The 21,912-nt window shown below is 41.9% G+C and carries 23 protein-coding genes; 15 read left to right on the top strand and 8 right to left on the bottom strand.

Annotated features, from left to right (window positions below; translation table 11 throughout):
* Nucleotides 1-10 precede the first annotated feature (10 nt).
* Nucleotides 11-1,168, top strand: coding sequence for an MFS transporter (locus AB5N96_RS09610; RefSeq protein WP_392455940.1), 1,158 nt, complete (start codon nt 11-13; stop codon nt 1,166-1,168).
* A 221-nt stretch (nt 1,169-1,389) separates the two neighbouring features.
* Here AB5N96_RS09610 and rlmD read toward each other — a convergent pair whose 3' ends face one another.
* The 4 genes from rlmD to AB5N96_RS09590 form a co-directional block, all read right to left on the bottom strand.
* On the bottom strand, nt 1,390-2,760 hold the full coding sequence (gene rlmD / locus AB5N96_RS09605; protein WP_204591292.1) for a 23S rRNA (uracil(1939)-C(5))-methyltransferase RlmD: 1,371 nt from the start codon (nt 2,758-2,760) through the stop codon (nt 1,390-1,392).
* Nucleotides 2,761-2,809: 49 nt separating this feature from the next.
* Complete coding sequence (locus AB5N96_RS09600; protein ID WP_239584967.1) at nt 2,810-3,040, bottom strand: polysaccharide deacetylase family protein; 231 nt, start codon at nt 3,038-3,040, stop codon at nt 2,810-2,812.
* Nucleotides 3,028-3,129 carry a polysaccharide deacetylase family protein gene (locus AB5N96_RS09595; protein WP_338032474.1) on the bottom strand — a complete coding sequence of 34 codons (102 nt, stop codon included), beginning with the start codon at nt 3,127-3,129 and terminating at the stop codon, nt 3,028-3,030. Before AB5N96_RS09595 ends, AB5N96_RS09600 begins: the two co-directional genes overlap by 13 nt.
* Before the next feature lie 80 nt (nt 3,130-3,209).
* On the bottom strand, nt 3,210-4,109 hold the full coding sequence (locus AB5N96_RS09590) for a TIGR01777 family oxidoreductase (RefSeq protein WP_204591294.1): 900 nt from the start codon (nt 4,107-4,109) through the stop codon (nt 3,210-3,212).
* A gap of 78 nt (nt 4,110-4,187) precedes the next feature.
* Here AB5N96_RS09590 and recX point away from each other — a divergent pair, with 78 nt between their 5' ends.
* Nucleotides 4,188-4,994, top strand: coding sequence for a recombination regulator RecX (gene recX, locus AB5N96_RS09585; protein WP_499705381.1), 807 nt, complete (start codon nt 4,188-4,190; stop codon nt 4,992-4,994).
* The gene (locus AB5N96_RS09580; protein WP_204591298.1) at nt 4,987-5,304 is read left to right on the top strand and encodes a YfhH family protein; all 318 of its coding nucleotides are present in this window, start codon (nt 4,987-4,989) and stop codon (nt 5,302-5,304) included. The genes recX and AB5N96_RS09580 overlap by 8 nt, the downstream gene beginning before the upstream one ends.
* A gap of 26 nt (nt 5,305-5,330) precedes the next feature.
* Here AB5N96_RS09580 and AB5N96_RS09575 read toward each other — a convergent pair whose 3' ends face one another.
* Nucleotides 5,331-6,317, bottom strand: a complete 987-nt coding sequence (locus AB5N96_RS09575) for a metal-dependent hydrolase (protein ID WP_204591300.1) — start codon at nt 6,315-6,317, stop codon at nt 5,331-5,333.
* Between the two features lie 119 nt (nt 6,318-6,436).
* Here AB5N96_RS09575 and mutY point away from each other — a divergent pair, with 119 nt between their 5' ends.
* The 8 genes from mutY (at nt 6,437) to nikC (ending at nt 15,763) form a co-directional block, all read left to right on the top strand.
* Entirely contained in the window at nt 6,437-7,468 is a 1,032-nt protein-coding gene (mutY, locus tag AB5N96_RS09570) for an A/G-specific adenine glycosylase (protein ID WP_204591302.1), read from the top strand.
* Nucleotides 7,469-7,587: 119 nt separating this feature from the next.
* Nucleotides 7,588-8,133, top strand: a complete 546-nt coding sequence (ntdP, locus tag AB5N96_RS09565; protein ID WP_204591304.1) for a nucleoside tri-diphosphate phosphatase — start codon at nt 7,588-7,590, stop codon at nt 8,131-8,133.
* Between the two features lie 55 nt (nt 8,134-8,188).
* A complete protein-coding gene (locus AB5N96_RS09560) occupies nt 8,189-9,934 on the top strand; it encodes an ABC transporter ATP-binding protein (RefSeq protein WP_204591306.1) in 1,746 nt (581 codons plus the stop codon).
* A gap of 191 nt (nt 9,935-10,125) precedes the next feature.
* Nucleotides 10,126-11,145, top strand: coding sequence for an ABC transporter ATP-binding protein (locus AB5N96_RS09555; protein WP_204591308.1), 1,020 nt, complete (start codon nt 10,126-10,128; stop codon nt 11,143-11,145).
* Nucleotides 11,120-12,133 (top strand): ABC transporter ATP-binding protein, encoded by a 1,014-nt coding sequence (locus AB5N96_RS09550; protein ID WP_204591310.1) that lies wholly within the window; start codon nt 11,120-11,122, stop codon nt 12,131-12,133. The genes AB5N96_RS09555 and AB5N96_RS09550 overlap by 26 nt, the downstream gene beginning before the upstream one ends.
* Nucleotides 12,123-13,760 carry an ABC transporter substrate-binding protein gene (locus AB5N96_RS09545; protein ID WP_204591312.1) on the top strand — a complete coding sequence of 546 codons (1,638 nt, stop codon included), beginning with the start codon at nt 12,123-12,125 and terminating at the stop codon, nt 13,758-13,760. Before AB5N96_RS09550 ends, AB5N96_RS09545 begins: the two co-directional genes overlap by 11 nt.
* A gap of 80 nt (nt 13,761-13,840) precedes the next feature.
* A complete protein-coding gene (locus AB5N96_RS09540; RefSeq protein WP_204591314.1) occupies nt 13,841-14,845 on the top strand; it encodes an ABC transporter permease subunit in 1,005 nt (334 codons plus the stop codon).
* 66 nt (nt 14,846-14,911) lie between these two features.
* Nucleotides 14,912-15,763 (top strand): nickel transporter permease, encoded by an 852-nt coding sequence (gene nikC, locus AB5N96_RS09535; RefSeq protein ID WP_420837251.1) that lies wholly within the window; start codon nt 14,912-14,914, stop codon nt 15,761-15,763.
* A 26-nt stretch (nt 15,764-15,789) separates the two neighbouring features.
* Here nikC and AB5N96_RS09530 read toward each other — a convergent pair whose 3' ends face one another.
* Nucleotides 15,790-16,863: an aromatic acid exporter family protein gene (locus tag AB5N96_RS09530; protein WP_204591319.1), complete on the bottom strand. Its 1,074-nt coding sequence runs from the start codon at nt 16,861-16,863 to the stop codon at nt 15,790-15,792.
* A gap of 17 nt (nt 16,864-16,880) precedes the next feature.
* Nucleotides 16,881-18,173, bottom strand: coding sequence for a glutamate-1-semialdehyde 2,1-aminomutase (locus AB5N96_RS09525; RefSeq protein ID WP_392455953.1), 1,293 nt, complete (start codon nt 18,171-18,173; stop codon nt 16,881-16,883).
* Between the two features lie 99 nt (nt 18,174-18,272).
* On the opposite strand from AB5N96_RS09525, the gene bcp reads away from it, so the two are divergent.
* From bcp to perR, 3 genes are all read left to right on the top strand, one after another.
* Nucleotides 18,273-18,761 (top strand): thioredoxin-dependent thiol peroxidase, encoded by a 489-nt coding sequence (gene bcp, locus AB5N96_RS09520; RefSeq protein ID WP_204591323.1) that lies wholly within the window; start codon nt 18,273-18,275, stop codon nt 18,759-18,761.
* A complete protein-coding gene (locus AB5N96_RS09515) occupies nt 18,758-19,696 on the top strand; it encodes a D-2-hydroxyacid dehydrogenase (protein ID WP_392455955.1) in 939 nt (312 codons plus the stop codon). Before bcp ends, AB5N96_RS09515 begins: the two co-directional genes overlap by 4 nt.
* A gap of 99 nt (nt 19,697-19,795) precedes the next feature.
* Nucleotides 19,796-20,218, top strand: coding sequence for a peroxide-responsive transcriptional repressor PerR (gene perR, locus AB5N96_RS09510; RefSeq protein ID WP_499705379.1), 423 nt, complete (start codon nt 19,796-19,798; stop codon nt 20,216-20,218).
* A gap of 57 nt (nt 20,219-20,275) precedes the next feature.
* Here the strand turns inward: perR and AB5N96_RS09505 are convergent, their stop codons facing one another.
* A complete protein-coding gene (locus AB5N96_RS09505) occupies nt 20,276-20,623 on the bottom strand; it encodes a YgzB family protein (protein ID WP_204591329.1) in 348 nt (115 codons plus the stop codon).
* Nucleotides 20,624-20,740: 117 nt separating this feature from the next.
* Between AB5N96_RS09505 and AB5N96_RS09500 the strand changes: the two genes are divergently transcribed.
* Nucleotides 20,741-21,604, top strand: coding sequence for a nucleotidyltransferase-like protein (locus tag AB5N96_RS09500; RefSeq protein ID WP_204591332.1), 864 nt, complete (start codon nt 20,741-20,743; stop codon nt 21,602-21,604).
* Nucleotides 21,605-21,912: the final 308 nt, after the last annotated feature.

Genomic DNA, 21,912 nt, shown 5'->3' with positions numbered 1-21,912 from the left:
GGCTATATCTATGACAATTACAACACGCCAGCGTTTTTACATATTAGTATTGATTGTTGCCATATCCGGATTTTCACAGGGGATGTTACTCCCCTTAATTTCCATCATCTTTGAACAGGATGGAGTGAATGCTACATTAAACGGTTTGAGTGCAACAGGCCTTTATATCGGAACTTTGTTAGTCTCTCCATTTATGGAGGCACCACTTCGAAAATGGGGGTATAAACCAATCATTTTAGTTGGTGGACTACTCGTTATTATTTCTCTAGCACTTTTCCCCTTGTGGAAGAGTGTATTGTTTTGGTTTGTCCTTCGTTTGTTAATTGGTATTGGAGATCATGCTCTTCATTTTTCGACTCAGACATGGATTACTAGTACGTCTCCGAAAGACCGATTAGGAAAGAATATTGCACTTTATGGTTTATCATTCGGTTTAGGTTTTGCAGTAGGACCCCTTCTAGTTCCTCTTGTCTCCATCCATGAAGGGTTGCCGTTTGTTGTTTCGTCGGTTCTTTGTTTGATTGCATGGTCGTTTGTGTTCTTTTTAAAAAATGATTTCCCTGAAACCTATACGACAAAGTCTTTATCCTCCGCCGGACGATTTAAAGCTTCATTTGTCATTGCATGGGTGGCTTTCCTGCCCCCATTAAGTTACGGCTTTTTAGAATCTAGTCTTCACGCAATTTTTCCGGTCTATAGTTTGAGACAAGGTATCGAAGTGGCGAATGTCTCCATCATCTTAGCGGCATTTTCAATCGGAGGCGTTGTAAGTCAGTTGCCACTCGGTGCTTTGAGTGATCGTTTTGGTCGACGTCCGATGCTTGTAATTTTATTGGCGGGAGGGGCGACAGCCTTCTTTATCGGCGGTTTGTTCGAGACATACGTCATAGCCATTATCATTTCATTCTTTGTAGCAGGGTTGTTTGTTGGTTCCATGTTTTCTTTAGGAATTGCTTACATGACAGATTTGACTCCGAAGGCATTGCTGCCGACAGGCAATTTACTTTGTGGAATTGCGTTTAGTGTAGGCTCATTAACAGGTCCTTTTGCAGGGGGACTGTTCTTGCAATTTACTTCTTCGATTAGTTTTTTGTGGTTGGTATCCGGGTTATTACTTTTGATTATGCTTCCGATTGCGTTGCGAAAGCCTGTGCCAGTATCAAGTTGAGTTCCGTTAAGGGGCTGCTTTCCGAGGGCGCGGCGTGAGCCTCCTCGTCGCAGGCTCCTGCGGGGTCTCACGTTCCGACTTTACTCCCACTGGAGTCAGCCCCTTCACTCCACTCAACTTTATCAATGCATAAATTAATCTCTTGATTGTAATTGTATCAATGATTTGGAAACTAAAAATCCGTCTTGTTCCTCAAACAGAGAGACAAGACGGATTTTAGTTTAGTTTAAGACCAGCTCTACCACACACTCGATTTGAGAAGTTTGTGGGAACATATCGACTGGCTGAATGGAAACCACTGAATATTTTTTTGTTAGACGCGCTAGGTCTTTAGCTAGAGTGGAAGGATTACAAGACGTGTACACGAAGCGTTTCGGTTTCGTACGTAAAATAACATCCATCAATTCGCTATCAAGACCGGTACGAGGTGGGTCAGCTGTTAAAACATCGATCGCAAATCCTTCTTTTTGCCACTTTGAAACCCACTCTTCAGGAGTTCCCACGACAAATTGTGTGTTTTTCCGGTTGTTACGGGCCGCATTTTTCTTCGCATCTGAAATAGCTTCCGGAACGATGTCCATACCGCGTACTTCTTTTGCGTCACCTGCTAACCAAAGGCCAATTGTGCCAACGCCACAATAAGCATCTACAACATTTTCAGTACCCGTCAGATGAGCGGCTTTTTTCACTTCGTTATAAAGGTGAACGGTTTGTACGGGATTCAATTGGAAGAAAGCACGAGCGGATAGGTCGAATACAAGACCGTCTAATATTTCAACCATTGTTTCCTTACCCCATAAGTTAAACGTAGTTTCACCAAAAATCAAACTTGTTCGGTCTGCATTGATGTTTTGACTGATTGAGACAATGGAAGCATTCATTTTAGTGATAGCCTGTGTCAATTCTTCTTTGTGCGGGAATTTCTTTTTTGTTGTAATGAGTGTCACTTGAATCTGGCCGCTTTCGATTCCTTTACGAACAACGATTGAACGGATGATGCCTTGTGGGTCTTTGTCATCGTAAACAGGGATCTTGTACTGCTCAATAAATGCTTTGATTTCGTTTGTGATCTTTGTAGTTTCCGGTTGTTGCACGAGACAGTCATCGATATCGACTAAGAAATTTGAACCGGCTGCAAATAAACCAGCCATCACTTTCGCACCTTTTTGACGTACTTGGAATTGACTCTTATTCCGGTAATGCCAAGGATCTTCCATTCCGATAGTCGGTTTGACAAGTTCCTCCGTCACATCTGGTGAGTAGCGTTCTAGCGCTTGGAGAACGATATCACGTTTTTCAACAAGCTGCCGGGTATACGTCATATGTTGAAGTTGGCACCCTCCGCAAGCGTCATAAACCGGACAAGGAGGAGTCACGCGGTCTTCAGATTTTTCGCGGATCTGCTTGATTTTTGCAGTTGCAAAGCGGCGTTGCACTTCTGTTACATGGGCTGTAATGACTTCTCCAGGAAGTGCTCCTGGAACGAACACTACATGCTTTTTGAAGAATCCAACCCCTTCACCGTTGATACCGAGTCGTTTGATTGTTAGCGGGAACTCTTGCCCGATCTTAATTGTTACATTTTCACTCATTCACTTCACGTCCTTCTTAGTATGTCCTCATTATACAGGACGAGAGAAGTCAATGGAAAGAGATGGGCGTATTCACGGACTGTTTGCGCAATTCATCTAATTCTTTGAATGTGTAACCGAGACGTTTTGCTTCAGCAATAAATTCAGGCAAAGCATCCGAGTTGTCTTGTGTTACTGTATGCAACAATACAATGGCACCGGGGTGTAACTGATCAACTAACTCTTTTACGACTACATCTTTGCCGCGCCTACGGTCTTGATGCCAATCTACAATCGCCATCGACCAAAAGATATGTCGTGTTCTTTCAACGTGTCTAAAATAGAAGTTGTCTGGCCGTTTTCATAGCCATTATCGAATGTTAAGTAAATTGTTTTTTCACCACTTTATATGCACGATACGCAAAATAAAACACACCCTTTTTAAAGTAGGGTGTGCTCATAAATCTCAATTATCCGTAAATATTCTTAAGGGCTTCTTGTGCTGTTGGAAACTCAAATTTAAATCCATGTTGCAACAAGACTTCTGGAATGACTTGTTGACCTTCAAGCACAAGCTGACTTTTTTCACCTAGAGCCGCTTTTAGAGCGACACCTGGGACAGGTACTAAGTGAGGTCTATGTAAGACTGTCCCAAGTACTTTTCCAAAATCATCGTTTCGAAGTGGTCGTGGTGCGGTTACATTGAAAGCACCCGAGAGCTCATCTGTAGTAAGTGCGAAATAAATCGCATTTGCCACGTCTTTTACATGTACCCATGAAAGCCATTGTCTCCCTGAACCTACTTTGCCACCGACAAATAATTTATAAGGTAATGCCATAAGTGGGAGAGCACCTTCGTCTTTTCCTAAAATGACACCAAATCGAGCACAGGCTACACGAACACCATGTTGTTCAGCCTTTTTAGCTTTCTTTTCCCAGTCCTCAACGGTTTTGGCTAAAAAGTCATCTGCTCGTTCAGGTGAATCTTCTGTATATGTTTTGTGCTTAGAGCTAGGATAAATTCCTATTGCGGAAGCATTCACGAGAACAGATGGTTTCACTGAAAGAGTTTCGATAATCCGGAGCACTTCATCAGTTGCCTCCATGCGACTTTCATAGATTTTCTTTTTCTGATCATCCGTCCAGCGACCCTCGTTAATTGAAGTGCCTGCAAGGTTGATAATCCCATCAATACCTTCTAATTCTGTTTCAGGCGTTGCGCCTTCTGTAAGCCATTTGACAAACGTGATAGATGAATCACTTTTTTTATCGGAGCGTGTAAGAATAAACACTTGATGACCTTGAGAAAGTAGCAAATTTGTTAGTTCTTTCCCTACAAAGCCTGTGCCACCCGTAATTGCAAACTTCATCGAATGACCTCCTTTTTTTTGTATGATACTATAGAAGTTACCCTAAAATCTCGTAGATGAACCTGAGGAGCTGAAAATATGCCAGTCATCACAAAGATTACACGTCAGAAAAGACATCAAGACCGTTATAATATTTATTTAGATGAAGAATATGCATTTAGCGTGGATGAAAGTGTACTCATTCAGCATCAAATCACTAAAGGTAAGGTCGTTGCAGACTTTGAAATGGATGACATGGTTTATGAAGATGAAGTGCGAAAGGCATTTAGTGCAGCACTCAATTATTTAAGTTTTCGTATGCGAAGTGAACAAGAAGTAAAGAAGAAATTACTCGACTCGGGTTACGGAGAGTCTGTAGCACTTGAAGCAATCAAAAAATTACATGATTACAACTACTTAAATGATGAAGCATTCTCGAAAGCGTTATTGTCTACTGAAAAGAATTCATCTAAGAAGGGACCGAACGCAATCAGACAGTCTTTAAAACAAAAAGGTATTGATGAAGACACACGTCAACAAGTTCTCGACACGTACACGGAAGAGGATCAGATAGAAGTAGCCATGGCCCTTGCGGAAAAAACATTACGTTCCGCCCAAAAACTCACGCCATCCCAACAAAAAAAGAAAATCCAAGATCTCCTAGCGCGCAAAGGCTATCCTTTTCATATTGGAAAATCTGTAATAAGCCGATTAGAAGATGAACTCGTCACAGATGAATGGGATGCAAAGTTACAAGATCAAGGCGAGAAGGCATGGCGTAAAGTGTCAGCAAAATACAACGGGCGTGAAAGACGCCAAAAAGTGAAGCAACAACTTTACGGAAAAGGCTTTCCATTAGAAATTATTGATCAATTTATAGATATGAAGGAGCAAGAAGATGGATAAGAAATATAGTCAGATGAACGAGCAAGAATTGCGACAGGAAATCGCAAACCTAAAAGAAAAATCCCGAAAAGCAGAGCAACTCGGTATTGTAAATGAATACGCAGTGTACGAACGCAAAGCAAAAATGGCTCAAGCATACTTGATTGATCCTAAATCTATCATTCCGGGTGAGTTGTATAAAATAGAAGGAGACCCAGGAGTCTACTTTAAAGTGGAGTATTTAAAAGGACGTTTTGCATGGGGATACCGACTAGGCGGAGAACGTTTTGAAGAAGCTTTGCCAATTTCAATGCTTGAAAAAGTAAAGTAACCTCTAGCAAACGCTAGAGGTTACTTTCATGATTCATCCAAGTTAAAATCAAGTTTTTTATGCAATTTATCTTCACTGAATATCCAACCTGTATAAGAGTTCACGATTTCTAGCTCACTGTTCAAGTGTGCAACTGCAACAAAAGGATAATAATCATTGCTACGGTAACGTAGGTCGATAAAACGTACTTCATGCACTTCTTCGTGTTTTGTGACTTCCCATCGGTAAATAGGGGAGAACGAGAGAAAGGCATCAATATTTTTATCTTTAAGTGCAGCGCGGACAATTTTATTTTCCGGAAGTGGCTGACGCTCGAACTTGTCATATATCGTAATATTCCGTCCGTAAGCGCGTCCTACATAGTAGTGATTGCCATCAATCGCCGCAATGCGCCACTGATAAAAACGCATAGTTGGGGAAATGATAATTCGTTCGGCATTTGGTATTTTTAATTTCACAGCATGTCGAACGGCTGCTTGTACTTGAAAACGAACGATGTAATAAACAATGATAATCGCATACATGATTAAAAAGGTGATTACAGGATTTGCTCCCAAAGCCCATGTCAGCAATCCTATAATATGAATTCCAAAAATAATGGGATCAAATGTATTGATTACCCCAAGCGCGACCCACTGATTTGAAATCGGACGGAGTGCTTGCGTTCCATATGAGTTGAAGATATCTACAAAAACATGAAGAAAGACTGCCAAGAACGTCCAGAGCCAGACATGTAGCATGTCAGCAGATGGAAAGATGAAGCTTAGTCCGAGTGTAATCAATAGGGGCCAAGTGATCACTGCAGGAATGGAGTGAGTGGCTCCTCGATGATGTCGAATATAAACCGCATTGTTCCGAAGTTTTAATACAGTGTCTATGTCAGGTGCCTGTGAACCAATAATTGTTCCCGCAAGGACCGCGGTGAATGTTACAGAGTGGTTTGCGACGACCGGATCAATTGTGGCCAATCCTCCGAGGGCAATACCCATCACGATGTGTGTACCAGTGTCCATGCAAACGTCACCCTCCTTTATAAATGGATTGATACTAGAATATAAGAAAATTACTCAGATGCCTAGCACATTGACTTTACCCTTTTCTCATCAAATGTAATCCGAAAGGAAGGAACACAATGCTTGATCAAAAAGGAAAAGAGATTCAACAAAATCTTGTTAAGTGGTATCTAAAAGAAAAACGAGATTTGCCGTGGCGACATACTACCGATCCTTATCATATTTGGATTTCGGAAGTCATGCTTCAACAAACACGGGTGGATACAGTTATTCCGTACTATAATCGCTTCACTAAAGCTTTTCCAACGATGCATGACCTCGCAAATGCGGAGGAAGAAGAATTGCTGAAATTATGGGAGGGACTCGGCTATTACTCTCGCGCAAGAAATTTGCAGCAAGGTGTCAAAGAAGTAATCGAACTTTACGATGCTAAAGTTCCAAATACACGTGAGCAAATCAGTGCGATTCGAGGGATCGGACCTTACACAGCAGGTGCTATTCTTAGTATTGCTTATGGTGTCCCAGAGCATGCAGTAGATGGAAATGTTATGCGTGTGTTAAGTCGTCTCTATGCAATAGAAGAAGATATCGCAAAACCGAAAGCAAAAAAGATTTTCGAAGACTTAATTATGATGATTATTGACAAGGAAGATCCGTCTTCATTCAATCAAGGAGTTATGGAACTTGGTGCAACAATTTGCACACCGGGGAAACCGAAGTGTTTACTATGTCCTGTACGAGAGCAATGCGCTGCATTTGAACAGGGGAAAACTGACTCTCTTCCTATTAAAAGTAAAAAATCGAAAGTGAAAAAAATCACATACAATGGCTATATGCTGAAACGTTCAGACGGCAAGTGGTTGGTCGAGCAAAGGGAAGAAGGGCTGCTTGCGAAACTATGGCAGTATCCTCTTATCGAAACGAATCAGACAAATTGGGCGGATCTGTATGGCATCACGTGGTTGGAAGTCGAGAAAGTTGGAGAAGTCACGCATCTATTTAGTCACTTAAAATGGGAGATTGAAGTCTTTGTAGGTAAGGTTGAAGTGAAAGACGCCGAAAAGTTTGCGGGTCGCTGGGTGACAGAAGAGGAGTTGAATCAGCTTCCGCTTCCAGTTCCCATACAGAAAATGAGAAATCTTGCTGAATAAGAAATTTTGACAAGGCTACTGTTATACTACTTTTTTCCTTCTAGTATTGTTATAATGTGAAACATCACAGATAAATTAGATAGGTTTTTCAGCTTGTCATTTGAGAAGGTGGCTACATCATGACTATTCCGGTGGAAGGAGAAATGATCCAGATTCACAGCTATAAACATAATGGCAATATTCATCGTGTCTGGCATGAGACGATGGTGCTGAAAGGGACAAAAAATATTGTCATAGCTGCAAATGATCGAACATTAGTGACGGAATCGGATGGAAGGACATGGGTGACGCGTGAACCGTCGATCTGCTACTACCATGCCGAGTACTGGTTCAATATTATTTGCATGTTGCGTGAAGATGGAGTATATTACTACATCAATTTAAGTTCGCCATTCGTCTATGAAGACAAAATGTTGAAGTACATTGATTACGATCTGGATATGAAAGTATTTCCAGATCAATCGTACACACTCTTAGATGAAGACGAGTATGAGCAACACAAGAAAGAGATGGACTACCCTGACGAGATTGATATCATTTTAAAGCGTACAATCCAGACTTTAAAGAACTGGATACAGCAACGGAAAGGTCCGTTCGCACCCGACTTTATTGATGCTTGGACAGCACGCTATCAACTTCATAAGGAAATCCGCAAACCTGACTAAACCTGTTGCTATTCTAGCAGCAGGTTTCGTCTTGCTTACAGAAAGGAGTGACAGCATGGATGTAATTAAACGCTATATGCAGTTTGTAAAACCGTACAATTGGCAAATTGCCATTACGATCTTCATCGGAATCATAAAGTTTGCCATCCCGCTTTTCATCCCTATTCTTATTAAAATTGTTATCGATGATATCATTGGCGGAAACATGTCAGATGCCGAGAAGTTGCGTCTGTTATTTTATTGGTTAGGAGGAACCGCACTAGTTTTCTTCCTCGTACGGCCACCGATTGAATACTATAGACAATATCTTGCGCAATACGTGAGTAACAAGATTTTATTTGATATCCGGGAAAAATTATTCGACCATCTGCAAAAGTTGAGCTTGAAATACTATGCCAACACACGTGCCGGTGAAGTCATCTCGCGTGTAATCAATGATGTCGAGCAAACAAAGAACTTTGTTGTGATTGGGTTAATGAATGTATGGCTGGACCTTGCAACAATTTTGATTGCTATTGGAATAATGTTGACACTCAATGTGAAATTAACGCTCGTCACGCTTATTGCATTCCCGTTTTATGCGTTCAGCGTCAAATATTTCTTTGGTCGACTAAGAGATCTCACACGACAACGCTCTCAAGCTCTAGCAGGCGTTCAAAGTTACTTACATGAACGTGTTCAAGGGATGAGTGTCATCAAAACATTCACACTCGAGCAGCATGAACAAAGAAATTTTGACGAAGCAAATGGGGAATTTTTAGACAAGGCGATGGACCAGACAAAGTGGAATGCAAAAGCTTTTGCAGTCGTCAACACCATTACAGATGTGGCCCCACTACTTGTCATTGCTTACGCTGGTTACGAAGCAATTACTGGTGACCTTTCAGTCGGAACAATGGCAGCATTCGTAGCCTATATTGAAAGACTCTATAGCCCACTGCGTCGACTGGTCAACTCATCGACGACACTAACACAATCCATTGCCTCGATGGACAGGATGTTTGAATTGATGGATGAGGGCTATGAGGTACAAGATCGACCAGGTGCAAAAACACTAGATAAGGCTAACGGGGAACTTTCTTTTCAAAATGTTTATTTCCAGTATGAAGAAGAAGGAACGCCTGTATTGCGTGGTATCAACTTTACCATCCATCCAGGGGAAACTGTCGCATTTGTTGGGATGAGTGGTGGTGGAAAGTCGACAATCATTAGTTTGCTCCCACGTTTCTACGACGTGACGGATGGTGCAATTCGCTTAGATGGCACGGATATTCGCGATGTTACGATAGAGTCTCTCCGAAAGCAAATAGGACTTGTTCTGCAAGATTCCTTATTGTTCAGTGATTCTATTAAAATGAATATCGCGATGGGAAATCCAAAAGCGACAGATGAAGAAATTATTGCAGCAGCTAAAGCAGCAAATGCACATGATTTCATCATGGGTCTGCCAAACGGCTATGATACAACAGTTGGGGAAAGAGGCGTCAAACTGTCAGGTGGACAAAAGCAACGAATCGCTATTGCACGTGTCTTTTTGAAGGATCCACGCATTTTGGTTTTAGACGAAGCAACTTCTGCACTCGATTTAGAGAGCGAAGCACTCATTCAAGACTCGTTAGAGCGACTCGCGAAGGATCGAACAACTTTAGTGGTCGCGCATCGTCTATCTACGATTACACACGCGGATCAAATTCTGGTCGTCGAACATGGTCAAATTACCGAATCAGGAACTCACGCTCAATTGATGAAAAAGCAAGGTGCTTACTATAACTTATTCCAAGTGCAACAATTAGAAGACTAGAAACCAGTGCGTTTACTTAAAGTAGAGTAAACGCATTGGTTTTTTTATTTTAAACGAAAATATTAGTATAGCTTTTTAAATATAATTTATTTATAAAAAAAGTGATTGCAAGGAAGGATTTCTTGTGTAAAATAATAATTACATAAAATTCATTTAATAAAGAATTTTCAGATAGTGGAGAGGGGCGCATCATGACAAAACGCAAAGCTGTCCTAGAAGTCAAAAACCTTCAAACATCTTTCTTCACAGACGACGGAGTTATTCCTTCAGTCGATTATGTAGATTTCGAAGTTCGTGAAGGAGAAATCCTAGGAATCGTTGGAGAGTCGGGAAGTGGAAAAAGTGTAACCAGTTTATCTGTAATGGGACTGATTCCTTCACCTCCAGGAAAAATCACTTCAGGTGAGATTCTTTACAACGGCACAGACATTTCAAAATACAATGACAAGAAAATGAGAAGTATACGTGGAAATGAAATTGCGATGATTTTCCAAGAACCCATGACATCGTTAAATCCACTTTTTACGATTGGAAGCCAAATGAAAGAAGCAGTTCTCCTACATAAAAAAGGCTGGTCTAAAAAACAAGCACATGCTCGGGCAGTAGAAATGTTGAAACTTGTAGGTCTTCCTCGTGCAGAAGAATTGATGAAAGATTATCCGCATCAATTGTCTGGCGGAATGAGACAACGTGTGATGATTGCCATGGCCCTAGTCTGTGATCCGAAAGTATTGATTGCTGATGAACCGACTACGGCACTCGACGTGACGATTCAAGCACAAATTCTGAAGTTGATGAAAGACTTAAACACACGTTTAAACACGGCGATCATCCTCATTACACATGATTTAGGCGTAGTAGCTGAAACGTGTGAACGTGTTGTCGTCATGTATGCAGGTAAAGTGGTAGAAGAAGGACCGGTTGAAAAGATTTTCACAAACCCAGAGCATCCGTATACAAAGGGTCTTCTTGCTTCGGTACCGGATATGCGTTTCAAAAAGCAGTCCCTGTACTCGATTCCAGGTAACGTACCAAAACCTGGTTCTATCAAAGAAGGCTGTCGTTTCGCAGCGCGTTGCTCGGAAGTATTTGGTCGCTGTACTGTGGAATCACCTCCTCTATACCAAACAGCAGCTGAACATAAGACACGCTGTTTCTTATACGACACGGAGGAGGTAGCTAATCATGACAGAGCCATTGTTGAAAGTTGAAGGGCTTAAAAAATATTTCCCAGTAAAAAATGGCCTGTTCGGAAAGACGACGGGGCATGTCAAAGCAGTGGATGACGTTTCTTTCTATGTGAATGAAGGAGAAACACTTGGCATTGTTGGAGAATCAGGATGTGGGAAGTCCACTACGGGACGGATGCTCATGCGCCTTCTGGAACCGACAGAAGGAAAAGTAACCTTTGATGGACAAGAACTTACGACATTGTCCGCACAAGAAATGCGTAAAGCACGTCGAGAAATCCAAATGGTGTTCCAAGATCCCTATGCGTCTTTGAATCCACGTCACACAGTGGAAAAGATTTTGATGGAGCCACTCATTGTTCACAACATTGGTGATACGAAATCCCGTAAGAAAATGGTGAAAGACTTTTTAGAAATAGTAGGACTCAGTAGTTATCACGCTAAGCGTTATCCTCACCAATTTAGTGGGGGACAGCGCCAACGTATTGGGATCGCACGCGCATTGATGACCAATCCAAAACTGATCATTGCAGATGAACCTGTCTCCGCTCTCGACGTATCGATTCAAGCTCAGGTGCTCAATTTGATGCAAAAACTGCAACGAGAGTTGAAATTGACGTATATTTTCATCGCGCATGACTTAGGCGTTGTTCGGCATATCAGTGATCGAGTTGGTGTGATGTACTTAGGAAAGATGGTGGAACTTGCGTCGAGTGAGAATCTTTACGCAGACCCGCTTCACCCCTATACAAAAGCACTACTCTCAGCTGTACCTGTACCAGACCCGAACTTTACGCGGGAAGAAATCTTGTTAGAAGGAGATATCCCGAGTCCTTCGAATCCGCCAAGTGGGTGCACATTCCATACACGCTGTCCATTTGCAAAGGAACAGTGTAAGCAAGTCGTTCCTCAACTCGAGGAAGTCAAACCAGGTCATTATGTTGCGTGTCATTTATATGATGCAGACATGATAGATAAAAAATCGTGGAGGGGTCTTAATGAGAAATAAGAAAATTTGGTCGTTCCTGTTGTTCTTCGGATTGATCATGATGCTCTTCTTAGCAGCTTGTAGCTCGGATGAACAAGGCTCAGAAGGCAACAATGAAGAAGGAAACAATGAAGAAGGCACGAATGAAGAATCAGGCGAACCAAAAGTATTAATCTTTGGTCGTGGGGGAGATTCGGTCAGCCTTGACCCAATCGCTGTAACGGATGGAGAGTCTTTCAAAGTTACACAAAACGTTTTTGAAACGCTTGTAAACTTTGGTGAGCAAGATACGACAATCAACCCAGGTCTTGCAAAAGAGTGGACTGTCTCTGACGACGGATTGACGTATACGTTCATGCTTGAAGAAGGCGTGAAATTCCATGACGGCACTGATTTCAATGCAGAAGCTGTTGTAGCAAACTTTGATCGCTGGTCTTCAGGTACAGCAGATAAGTACTACTATTACAAATCGATGTTCGGTGGATTTGGTGATGAAGAAGGTCACGTAATCGAATCTGTTACTGCAGATGATGAGTTCACAGTGACATTCAAGCTGAAGCGTCCACAAGCACCATTCTTAAAGAACATCGCAATGAGCCCATTCGGTATGGGGTCACCAACAGCATTTGAAGCAGCTGGCGATGCATTTGGAGATGAGCCAGTCGGTACTGGACCATTCAAATTTGTAGAGTGGAAGCGCAATGACTCGATCACAATCGAGAAGTTCGAAGATTACTGGCAAGAAGGGTTCCCGAAACTTGATCGCGTTGTATTCCGCGCAATTCCGGACAACTCAGCTCGTCTTAACGCATTACTTACGGGTGAAATTGATTTAGCAGATGGTGTAAACCCATCAGACGGAGCTTCAATTGAAGGAGATGCTGCACTTCAATTGTTCGAGCGTCCATCTATGAACGTTGGTTACCTTGGTTTAACAAACACGCGTCCTCCATTTGACAATGTATTAGTTCGTCAAGCGATGAACCATGCAATTGACAAACAAGCAATCGTGGATGCATTCTTTGAAGGTCGTGCAGAAGTGGCTGTGAACCCAATGCCACCAAGTATCTCTGGATACAACGATCAAATCGAAGGTTATGACTATGATCCAGAACGTGCAAAAGAGCTACTTGCTGAAGCAGGTCTACCAGATGGATTTGAGATGGAACTATGGGCAATGCCTGTACCACGTCCATATATGCCAGATGGTATGAAAGTTGCTGAAGTTATGCAGAAAAACTTAGCAGACGTTGGAATCACTGCTGAAATCGTGTCATTCGAGTGGGCTACTTACCTTGAAAAAGCACGTAACGGAGAAGCAGATGCGTTCATGTTAGGTTGGACGGGTGACAATGGTGACGCTGATAACTTCCTATACGTACTTCTTGATGGAGACAACATCGGAAGCAACAACTACACATACTATGACAACGAAGAATTACATGAACTTTTAATCGCAGCGCAATCTGAAGTTGACGAAAATACACGTAACGAATTGTACATGCAAGCACAAGAAATCATCCATGAGGATGCTCCTTGGGTTCCACTTGCTCACTCTACACCGTTACTAGCAGGGAAAGCTGAACTTACTGGGTTTACACCACACCCAACAGGTTCTGACAAACTGCACACTGTTGATTTCGAATAATATGCTGAGAGGATGAGGGGAATCTTCGAGATTTCCCTCTCTTTTTATGACGTTTTACTAAAGGGGAAGAGGTGAAGAGCGTGGTCAATTATATTGGTAGACGCTTATTACAGTTAATCCCAGTTTTGCTCGGAATGACGTTCGTAGTATTTATGATCATTCGTGCAATACCCGGAGATCCTGCTCAAGTCATTTTAGGTCAATTGGCTTCTAAAGAAGCAGTCGAAGCATTACGAGCAAAGCTCGGATTAGATAATCCCTGGTATATTCAATACTTTGAATACCTTGGAGGATTGCTCCAAGGCGACTTAGGGGAATCCTTACGAACAAAACAGCCTGTAGCTGAAGAGGTATGGCCTTATCTGGCTGCGACATTTGAACTGGCTTTCTTTGCCATCTTAATTGCCGTAATTATCGGAGTGAATGCTGGAATTATCTCTGCATGGTTCCAGAACTCATGGTTTGATTACACTGCCATGGTACTTGCACTTGTTGGAGTATCCATGCCGATTTTCTGGTTAGGTTTAATGGAACAATGGATTTTTGCTATCGAGTTAGGTTGGTTCCCAACATCTGGTCGAGAGGATGTGCGAAATCCGATCAGCGCACAATCTGGTTTTTACATACTCGATACAATCATGCAAGGTCGTTTTGATCAGTTGGGTCAAGTTCTGCGTCATCTAGTATTACCAGGTATTGCGCTTGCTACAATACCAATGGCCATCATTGCACGGATGACACGCTCTAGTATGTTAGAGGTCATGCGCTCTGATTACATCCGTACAGCGCGTGCAAAAGGTCAAAAAATGTTCTGGGTTGTATACAAGCATGCATTGAAAAATGCAGTTATCCCAGTATTAACTGTTATCGGTCTTCAAATGGGTCTACTTTTAGGTGGGGCGATTTTAACGGAAACCATATTTTCTTGGCCAGGAATTGGGCGCTATGTATATGAAGCGATTCAGTTCCGGGATTACCCTGTAATTCAATCTGGTATTTTAATCATTGCTTTCATTTTCGTTATGATCAACCTGATTGTTGATATTTTATACGGCTTGATTGATCCACGAATCAAATATGACTAGAAAGGAGGATATTTTATGACGACTCCAGATCCGAAAAATTTAGTGCCTGCAGAGCAGGAAGTGCAAATGGAACGTGAAACGGGTCCATGGCGTGATGCTTGGAAGAATTTCCGTAAAAACAAGATAGCTCTTGTTGGAAGTGTGATTGTCTTTTTCTTTATCTTACTAGCGATTTTTGGCCCATGGATTGCACCAGAAGGTATAAATGATCAAAAGTTAACGGAACGATTGAAATCTCCTTCTAGTCAATACTGGTTTGGGACAGATGATTTTGGACGCGACATTTTTTCTCGTGTTATTCTAGGGGCTCGTATTTCTCTTGGTGTTGGATTCTTTTCTGTAATTGGTTCAGTAATTGTAGGGAGCGCGCTTGGTATTATTGCCGGGTACTACGGAAAATGGGTAGACACAATCATCTCACGTGTCTTTGACATCATGCTCGCGTTTCCGAGTATCTTGCTTGCAATCGCTGTTGTTTCAGTATTAGGTCCTTCTTTAGTGAACGCTTTGATTGCGATTGCAATCATCAACATTCCGAACTTTGGTCGATTGATTCGCTCCAAAGTACTGACTGTTAAACAAGAAGAGTACATTACATCAGCAAGAGCAATCGGTATGAAAGACTTCCGAATTTTGATATCGCATATTCTTCCAAACTCGTTGGCACCGGTTATTGTAGCAGGTACACTTGCCGTCGCCTCTGCGATTATCGAAGCCGCTGCACTTGGCTTCTTAGGTCTTGGTGCACAAGCGCCAGCTCCGGAATGGGGCAAGATGCTTGCGGATGCAAGAAATTATTTGCGAAATGCTCCTTGGACGATGATTTTCCCAGGTGTAGCCATTATGCTGACCGTTCTTGGTTTTAACTTAATGGGTGATGGTCTACGAGATGCACTTGATCCGAAAATGAAAACATAAAAAAAGCTGCCAGCGATGGCAGCTTTTTATAGTTCAACTTTCACATCAATCTCGTCCCCGTGGTACGTCTGATAGGAACTGATCAAAGTATCTAAGTGTTCGAGGTGTTCTTCATATGTCAAAATCGCAGACAGCAGATGCAATAAATGATAGGTTGAGAAATCTTCATCTCGTTTTGTTTCGTAGATTTGTGTCATGAAAATCTCCATCACCTCATGGCGCTTAATAAAGTGATCATCATTGATCCATTCCAATTGATCAGGTTTCAATCGTCCAATAAACTTTAAATGCAGATGTTCATGGTACGTCAGAAGTGTATCCAAGCGTTCTTGAATCATCATGTGAAAATGGTCTGGCAATTGCATGATGTCATGCTCATACGCAGATAAACGCCGGATGACATATAAACTCTTATAAGACGTCGTAATAAGTTCACGATAGATGACAAGTTTTCTTCCTTTAGCATACTTCGCTTTTTTCGTATAACCACGTTCTTCTTTGAAGAGTAAAAATAGCTGATCGATTTTGACGAGTTGCTCTTCTATTGATGTGACAGCTTGTTTAAGTGATTGATGGTCTGCAGCATGACGAATACCGATTCGAATCCAGCGAATGATTTCATCCTGCGTGGTGCTGATTTTCGTGAACAGTCTTGTCTCGTATTTTGGAGGAATAAAGACAAGGTTCACCGCGAAGGCAGACAATACACCTACACCAATTGTGGCTATCCGAAACATGGCAGCAATAAGGAAATCATCGCCTTGAATTTCCATCACCGCAATGATGGTAACAAGTGCAAGCGGAATCGTCTTCTGTAGCTTTAGTTTTAACATGACCGAGATGGCTATGATCGTCGTCAAACCAACCATGAAAAACGAATTACCAAAGAGCATAGCGAACGTCACGGCAAACGCCGCTCCGATCAAATTCGATTGAATCTGTTCAAAAACAGTCATATATGAGCGATAGATCGACGGCTGTACAGCAAAAATGGCCGCGATACCTGCAAAGATCGGCACAGGTAGCGCAAGTAGATCAGCAATATAAAGGGCAAGCGCTATAGCGATCCCGGTTTTAAATACACGTGCACCTAGTTTCACTAGGCATCACACTCCTTTTACTGAGCCATTTTTTCAAATGCATGATTCACAGCTTTTACTGTTTCTTCAATATCTTGTTCCGTATGAGCAGTCGTAACAAACCAAGCTTCGTACTTTGAGGGTGCTAGGTTGATGCCTTGCTCGAGCATCAAGCGGAAGAAGTGTGCGAACTGCTCGCCATCCGAAGCTTCTGCTTGCTCATAATTTTCAACCTTTTCATCTGTAAAGTAGATGGAAAGGGCTCCTCTAATACGATTCACTGTTATCGTAATTTGGTGTTGTTTCGCAGCAGCAAGAATTCCATCTTCCAAAAGTTTACCTAGACGGTCGAGTTCCTCATAAACCCCAGGCGCACGAAGAACTTCTAGACATGCGATCCCTGTTTGAATAGACGCGGGATTTCCGGCCATCGTTCCAGCTTGGTACGCTGGACCATTAGGTGCTACTTGTTCCATTACTTCTTTCTTTCCACCGTAAGCTCCGATTGGTAAGCCTCCACCAATGATTTTTCCTAATGCTGTTAAATCTGGTTCAAATCCAAGGAGAGTAGAAGCGGCACCGTAGTGGAAACGGAATGCCGTTATCACTTCATCGTAAATGACAAGTGTGCCATGCTTTTTCGCGTGCGTGTGAACAACTTCTAAGAATCCAGGGTTCGGTTCGACCATACCAAAATTCCCGACAATCGGCTCTACTAAGATACCAGCTAATTCATCGCCCCATTTGTCCATTGCTTCTATAAAACGTTCTGGATCATTAAAAGGTACAGTGATGACTTCTTCGGCGATCGATTTAGGTACACCAGCTGAATCCGGCGTCCCAAGTGTTGCCGGTCCAGAACCTGCAGCGACCAATACAAGATCTGAGTGACCATGGTAACAACCAGCAAATTTCAACATCTTTATGCGACCTGTATATGCACGAGCCACACGGATTGTCGTCATCACAGCTTCTGTGCCCGAGTTCGTGAAACGGACTTTATCCATCGAAGGGATGGCTTCTTTCAACATCTTCGCAAATTTGATCTCGTGTTCTGTCGGTGTGCCGTACAGCAATCCATTTTGGGCTGCTGTTGTAAGTGCTTGTGTGATATGTGGGTGCGCATGACCTGTGATGATGGGTCCGTATGCTGCCAAATAGTCGATGTACTTATTGCCATCGACATCATAAAAGTATGCACCTTGCGCTTTCGCCATCACTGTAGGTGCGCCACCTCCAACTGCTTTATAGGAGCGCGATGGGCTATTGACCCCTCCTACTATATGAGTAACTGCTTCATTATGCAGTTTTTCTGATTGTGTTCGATTCATGGATATTCCTCCTCTAAGTGTTCCCCCTTATTGTAGACAACTTTAATAGGAACAACAAGAACTCTATGCTATCCTAAAAAGCAAATAGGAGGGATCAAGATGACTGTAGAAAACTTAGAAGGTTTACAAGCACCATCCGTATCTTTACCAGATGAAAATGGCACGACCGTATCACTAGAAGATTACAAAGGAAAACACTACGTAGTGTTGTATTTCTATCCACGTGACTCAACACCTGGATGCACGACGCAAGCGTGTGATTTTCGTGATCGATTCCCTGAGTTTCAAGAATTAAATGCAAAAGTCATTGGTGTGAGCACAGACAGCGCCAAAAAGCACCAAAACTTTATTGCGAAAAATGACTTACCATTTTCGCTCTTAGTAGATGCGGATGCCGAAGCGGCTGAAGCTTATGGCGTGTGGAAGAAAAAGATGATGTACGGTAAAGAGTTTTATGGTATTGAACGTTCCACATTCTTAATTGCCCCTACTGGTGAAGTCGTCAAAGAATGGCGCAAAGTAAAAGTCCCAGGCCACGTTGAAGAAGTTCAAAAAACTCTTGAAGAGTCGCAGAAGGAGAACGCATGAACATTTTATTTACATTTGAGCCAAAACCGACGATTCAACAAGGCTTACAAGAACAAAATCCGCAGCATGACTTTGTTTTTCAGAAAGGGCAAAAGCCAACAACGTCAACCGATGTATGGGTAACATACGGCGAGGATGTGAAAGAGAGTGACCTTGATGAAAAACACAATTTGAAGTGGATCAGTGTGGCATCTGCGGGTATTGAAAAGATGCCGCTTGAAAAACTCTCTGAAAAGGGAATTGTAGTTACCAATGCGCGTGGTATTCACAAAACTCCAATGGCAGAATCAATTCTCGGCCACATATTGGCGCTCTATCGCAACTTACCGGCCATCTATCAATTGACCGTTGAAAAAGAATGGAGAAGGCCAAAGGGGTCTCGTGAATTAAAAGGCAGCAAAGCGGTCATTATTGGACCTGGAGCAATCGGAGAAGAGGTGGCACGACTGCTCTCTGCTTTCGGCGTTACTGTGGTAGGCTGCAACCGAAGTGGAAGAGAAGTGGATAGTGCGCACAAGACCGTTCCATTTCAAAACCTTGTCGAAGAACTAGAGGATGCGGATATCGTACTCTCATTACTCCCGAGTACGGCTGATACAAAGCATGCGCTGACAAAGAGTCATTTCAAAGCTATGAAAGCAAATCCAATCTTTATGAACTTTGGGCGCGGTGATGTAGCTGATGAGGCTGTTCTTGTGGAAGCTTTAGAAAATGGCTGGATTCGGCATGCTGTCCTCGACGTATTTGAGATTGAGCCACTTCCTAAAGAAAGTCCACTTTGGTCACAAGATAATGTCACAATCTCACCGCATGTCTCGAGTCATTCAGATTATTATGTTGAAAGAGCATTGGAGATTTTCTCACGTAATTTGATTAAATGGGAACAAGGTGAAAGTGATTTAGAAAATCAAGTCGATTTAAAGCTAGGCTACTAAGGCTTGACGTAGTGAATCAGTTGACACTGCTGTTAGTTTCTTCTTATAATTAAGAATAACAATTCTAATGTAAGAATGAATCTGAAAGAGGTGCCGACTATGACCGAAGTGCATTTGCGTGATGCCTTAGATACACTGAAGTCAACAGGTGTTCGCATAACACCCCAGCGCCATGCTATTTTGGAATATATAATCCAGTCCATGACGCACCCAACTGCTGATGATATCTACCGTGCTCTCGAGAGTAAATTCCCGAGCATGAGTGTAGCCACTGTTTATAATAACCTTCGTGTTTTTAGAGAATCTGGACTTGTAAAAGAGTTAACATACGGTGATAGTTCTAGTCGTTTTGATTTCGTTACCAACGACCATTATCACATGATTTGTACAAGCTGCGGAAAAATCGTCGACTTCCATTACCCGGGATTGGATGAAGTAGAGCAACTGGCTTCGCACATTACTGGATTTGAAGTAGAATCTCATCGACTTGAAGTTTACGGAAAGTGTCCAAGTTGTAAATGACAATCGAAAAATGTACAATAAAAAACTACCGTGACGATTCGTCCACGGTAGTTTCTTTTATTCACTCTTCTTATTGTAATCTTGACTAAATTCTTTTCCTTCTAGTGAAGGGTCAAGAGTAAGAGGCTCATTGCAATACATACATAAATCTACACGACCTAAAACTTTTGTGTGTTTACCACAGTTTGGGCAAACTACTTGAACAGCTCGAGTGGACAACAAACCGATCCAACCGTAAACAACTACGCTACCTAAAATGGCTAGCAATCCAAGAAGCATAAAAATAGTGACAAGAATCGGGTTTTCTCTGAAGAAGATTGCTCCGTACATGATGATAAACCCAATAAATATTAAAGCAAGTGCAAATGAACGAATCTTATTGATCTTATTTTTATATGGCGCCATGATTACCCTCCTAATTTCACCTAATACTATAGCATAATTTGCAGGAGAAAGAAGGACTTACGCATTCAATGTAGAATTTAATGCATAACAAGGTTCAAGCCGAGAAGGAGTGGAACGATGGAAGCTTTACTTAGACCAATCTATCAAGAGCGTGCAAGCGACCCCAACACATTAGGGATTTTACATATTCAAAAGAAAGAAAAGGTAAGTCCGTTAACAGACACGTTTGATTCCATCTTACTTGTCATTACAAAAGACGCAGAGCGACCTATCTTCACAAAACATTATTCCTATCACAATCAAAAAGCTGCTCTTCATACAATTACAGAGAAGCAGCTGCAAAAATGGCTGACTCTTGGCAAAAACCCAAAGTTAGTGGATTGGTTATTAAACAGCCGCATTTTATTTGATCGAAATGAATTTATTACACACTTAAAGAAGGAACTCGATGAATTTCCTGAGCGTGGAAGAAAAATTCGCATGGGAATTGAGTTCGCTCGCCTTACCCGTAGATATTTGGAAGGCAAAGTTTTTTACGATCAACAAAATTACTTAGATGCATACACCGAACTAGTCGATTCACTACATCATCTAGCAAGACTAGCAATATTTGAGCGTGGCATGCATCCAGAGGTACTGGTCTGGAAACAAGTGAAAGTCCTGGACCCAGCAATTTATAAACTCTATGATGAATTGGTTTCAAGTTCAGAGCCATTACAAAAACGAGTAGAACTTTTGTTTTTAGCAAGTGATTTCCTTATACATTCCCGCACGAAAGAAGCAGCTCTGCATATACAAGAAGTATTAGCACAGAAACCGTATTGGTCTATTCAAGAGATCCATGAACAAGCAGAGTTGAAGAATTATTCGACGGACTTAGAGGTCTATATTGAATTTTTAGTTGAAAAAGGAATCATCTTTATAGAAGAACATCAAACGAAAAGTTCGCAAATTATGCATAGATATTATCGTGTAGTCTAGTATTAACAAGGGCTCAGGTTATATGCTTGAGCCACCTTTAAATTATTTTAAAAAAACAGTTGACGTTATGTTTGAATATAAGTTATGATGATACACGTCGCTAAGGCAATAACGAATCAAACGAGCACTACAGCTTATATAACATTCGAAAAAAACTTCTAAAAAAAACAGTTGACTCATATAAGCTCAACTGATAAAGTAGAGAAGTCGCCAAAACGAGTGACACACAAAATGAACATTGAAAACTGAACATGCAAGACGTCAAGATAGAGCGTCACCGCCCCGACCCCCGTTGGGTGTGCGTGACG

The sequence above is a fragment of the Chryseomicrobium imtechense genome (assembly GCF_041475995.1).
Lineage (GTDB): Bacteria > Bacillota > Bacilli > Bacillales_A > Planococcaceae > Chryseomicrobium > Chryseomicrobium aureum.
The sequence above is the reverse complement of the archived record's forward strand: the minus strand, read 5'-3'. Positions and strand labels throughout refer to the sequence as shown.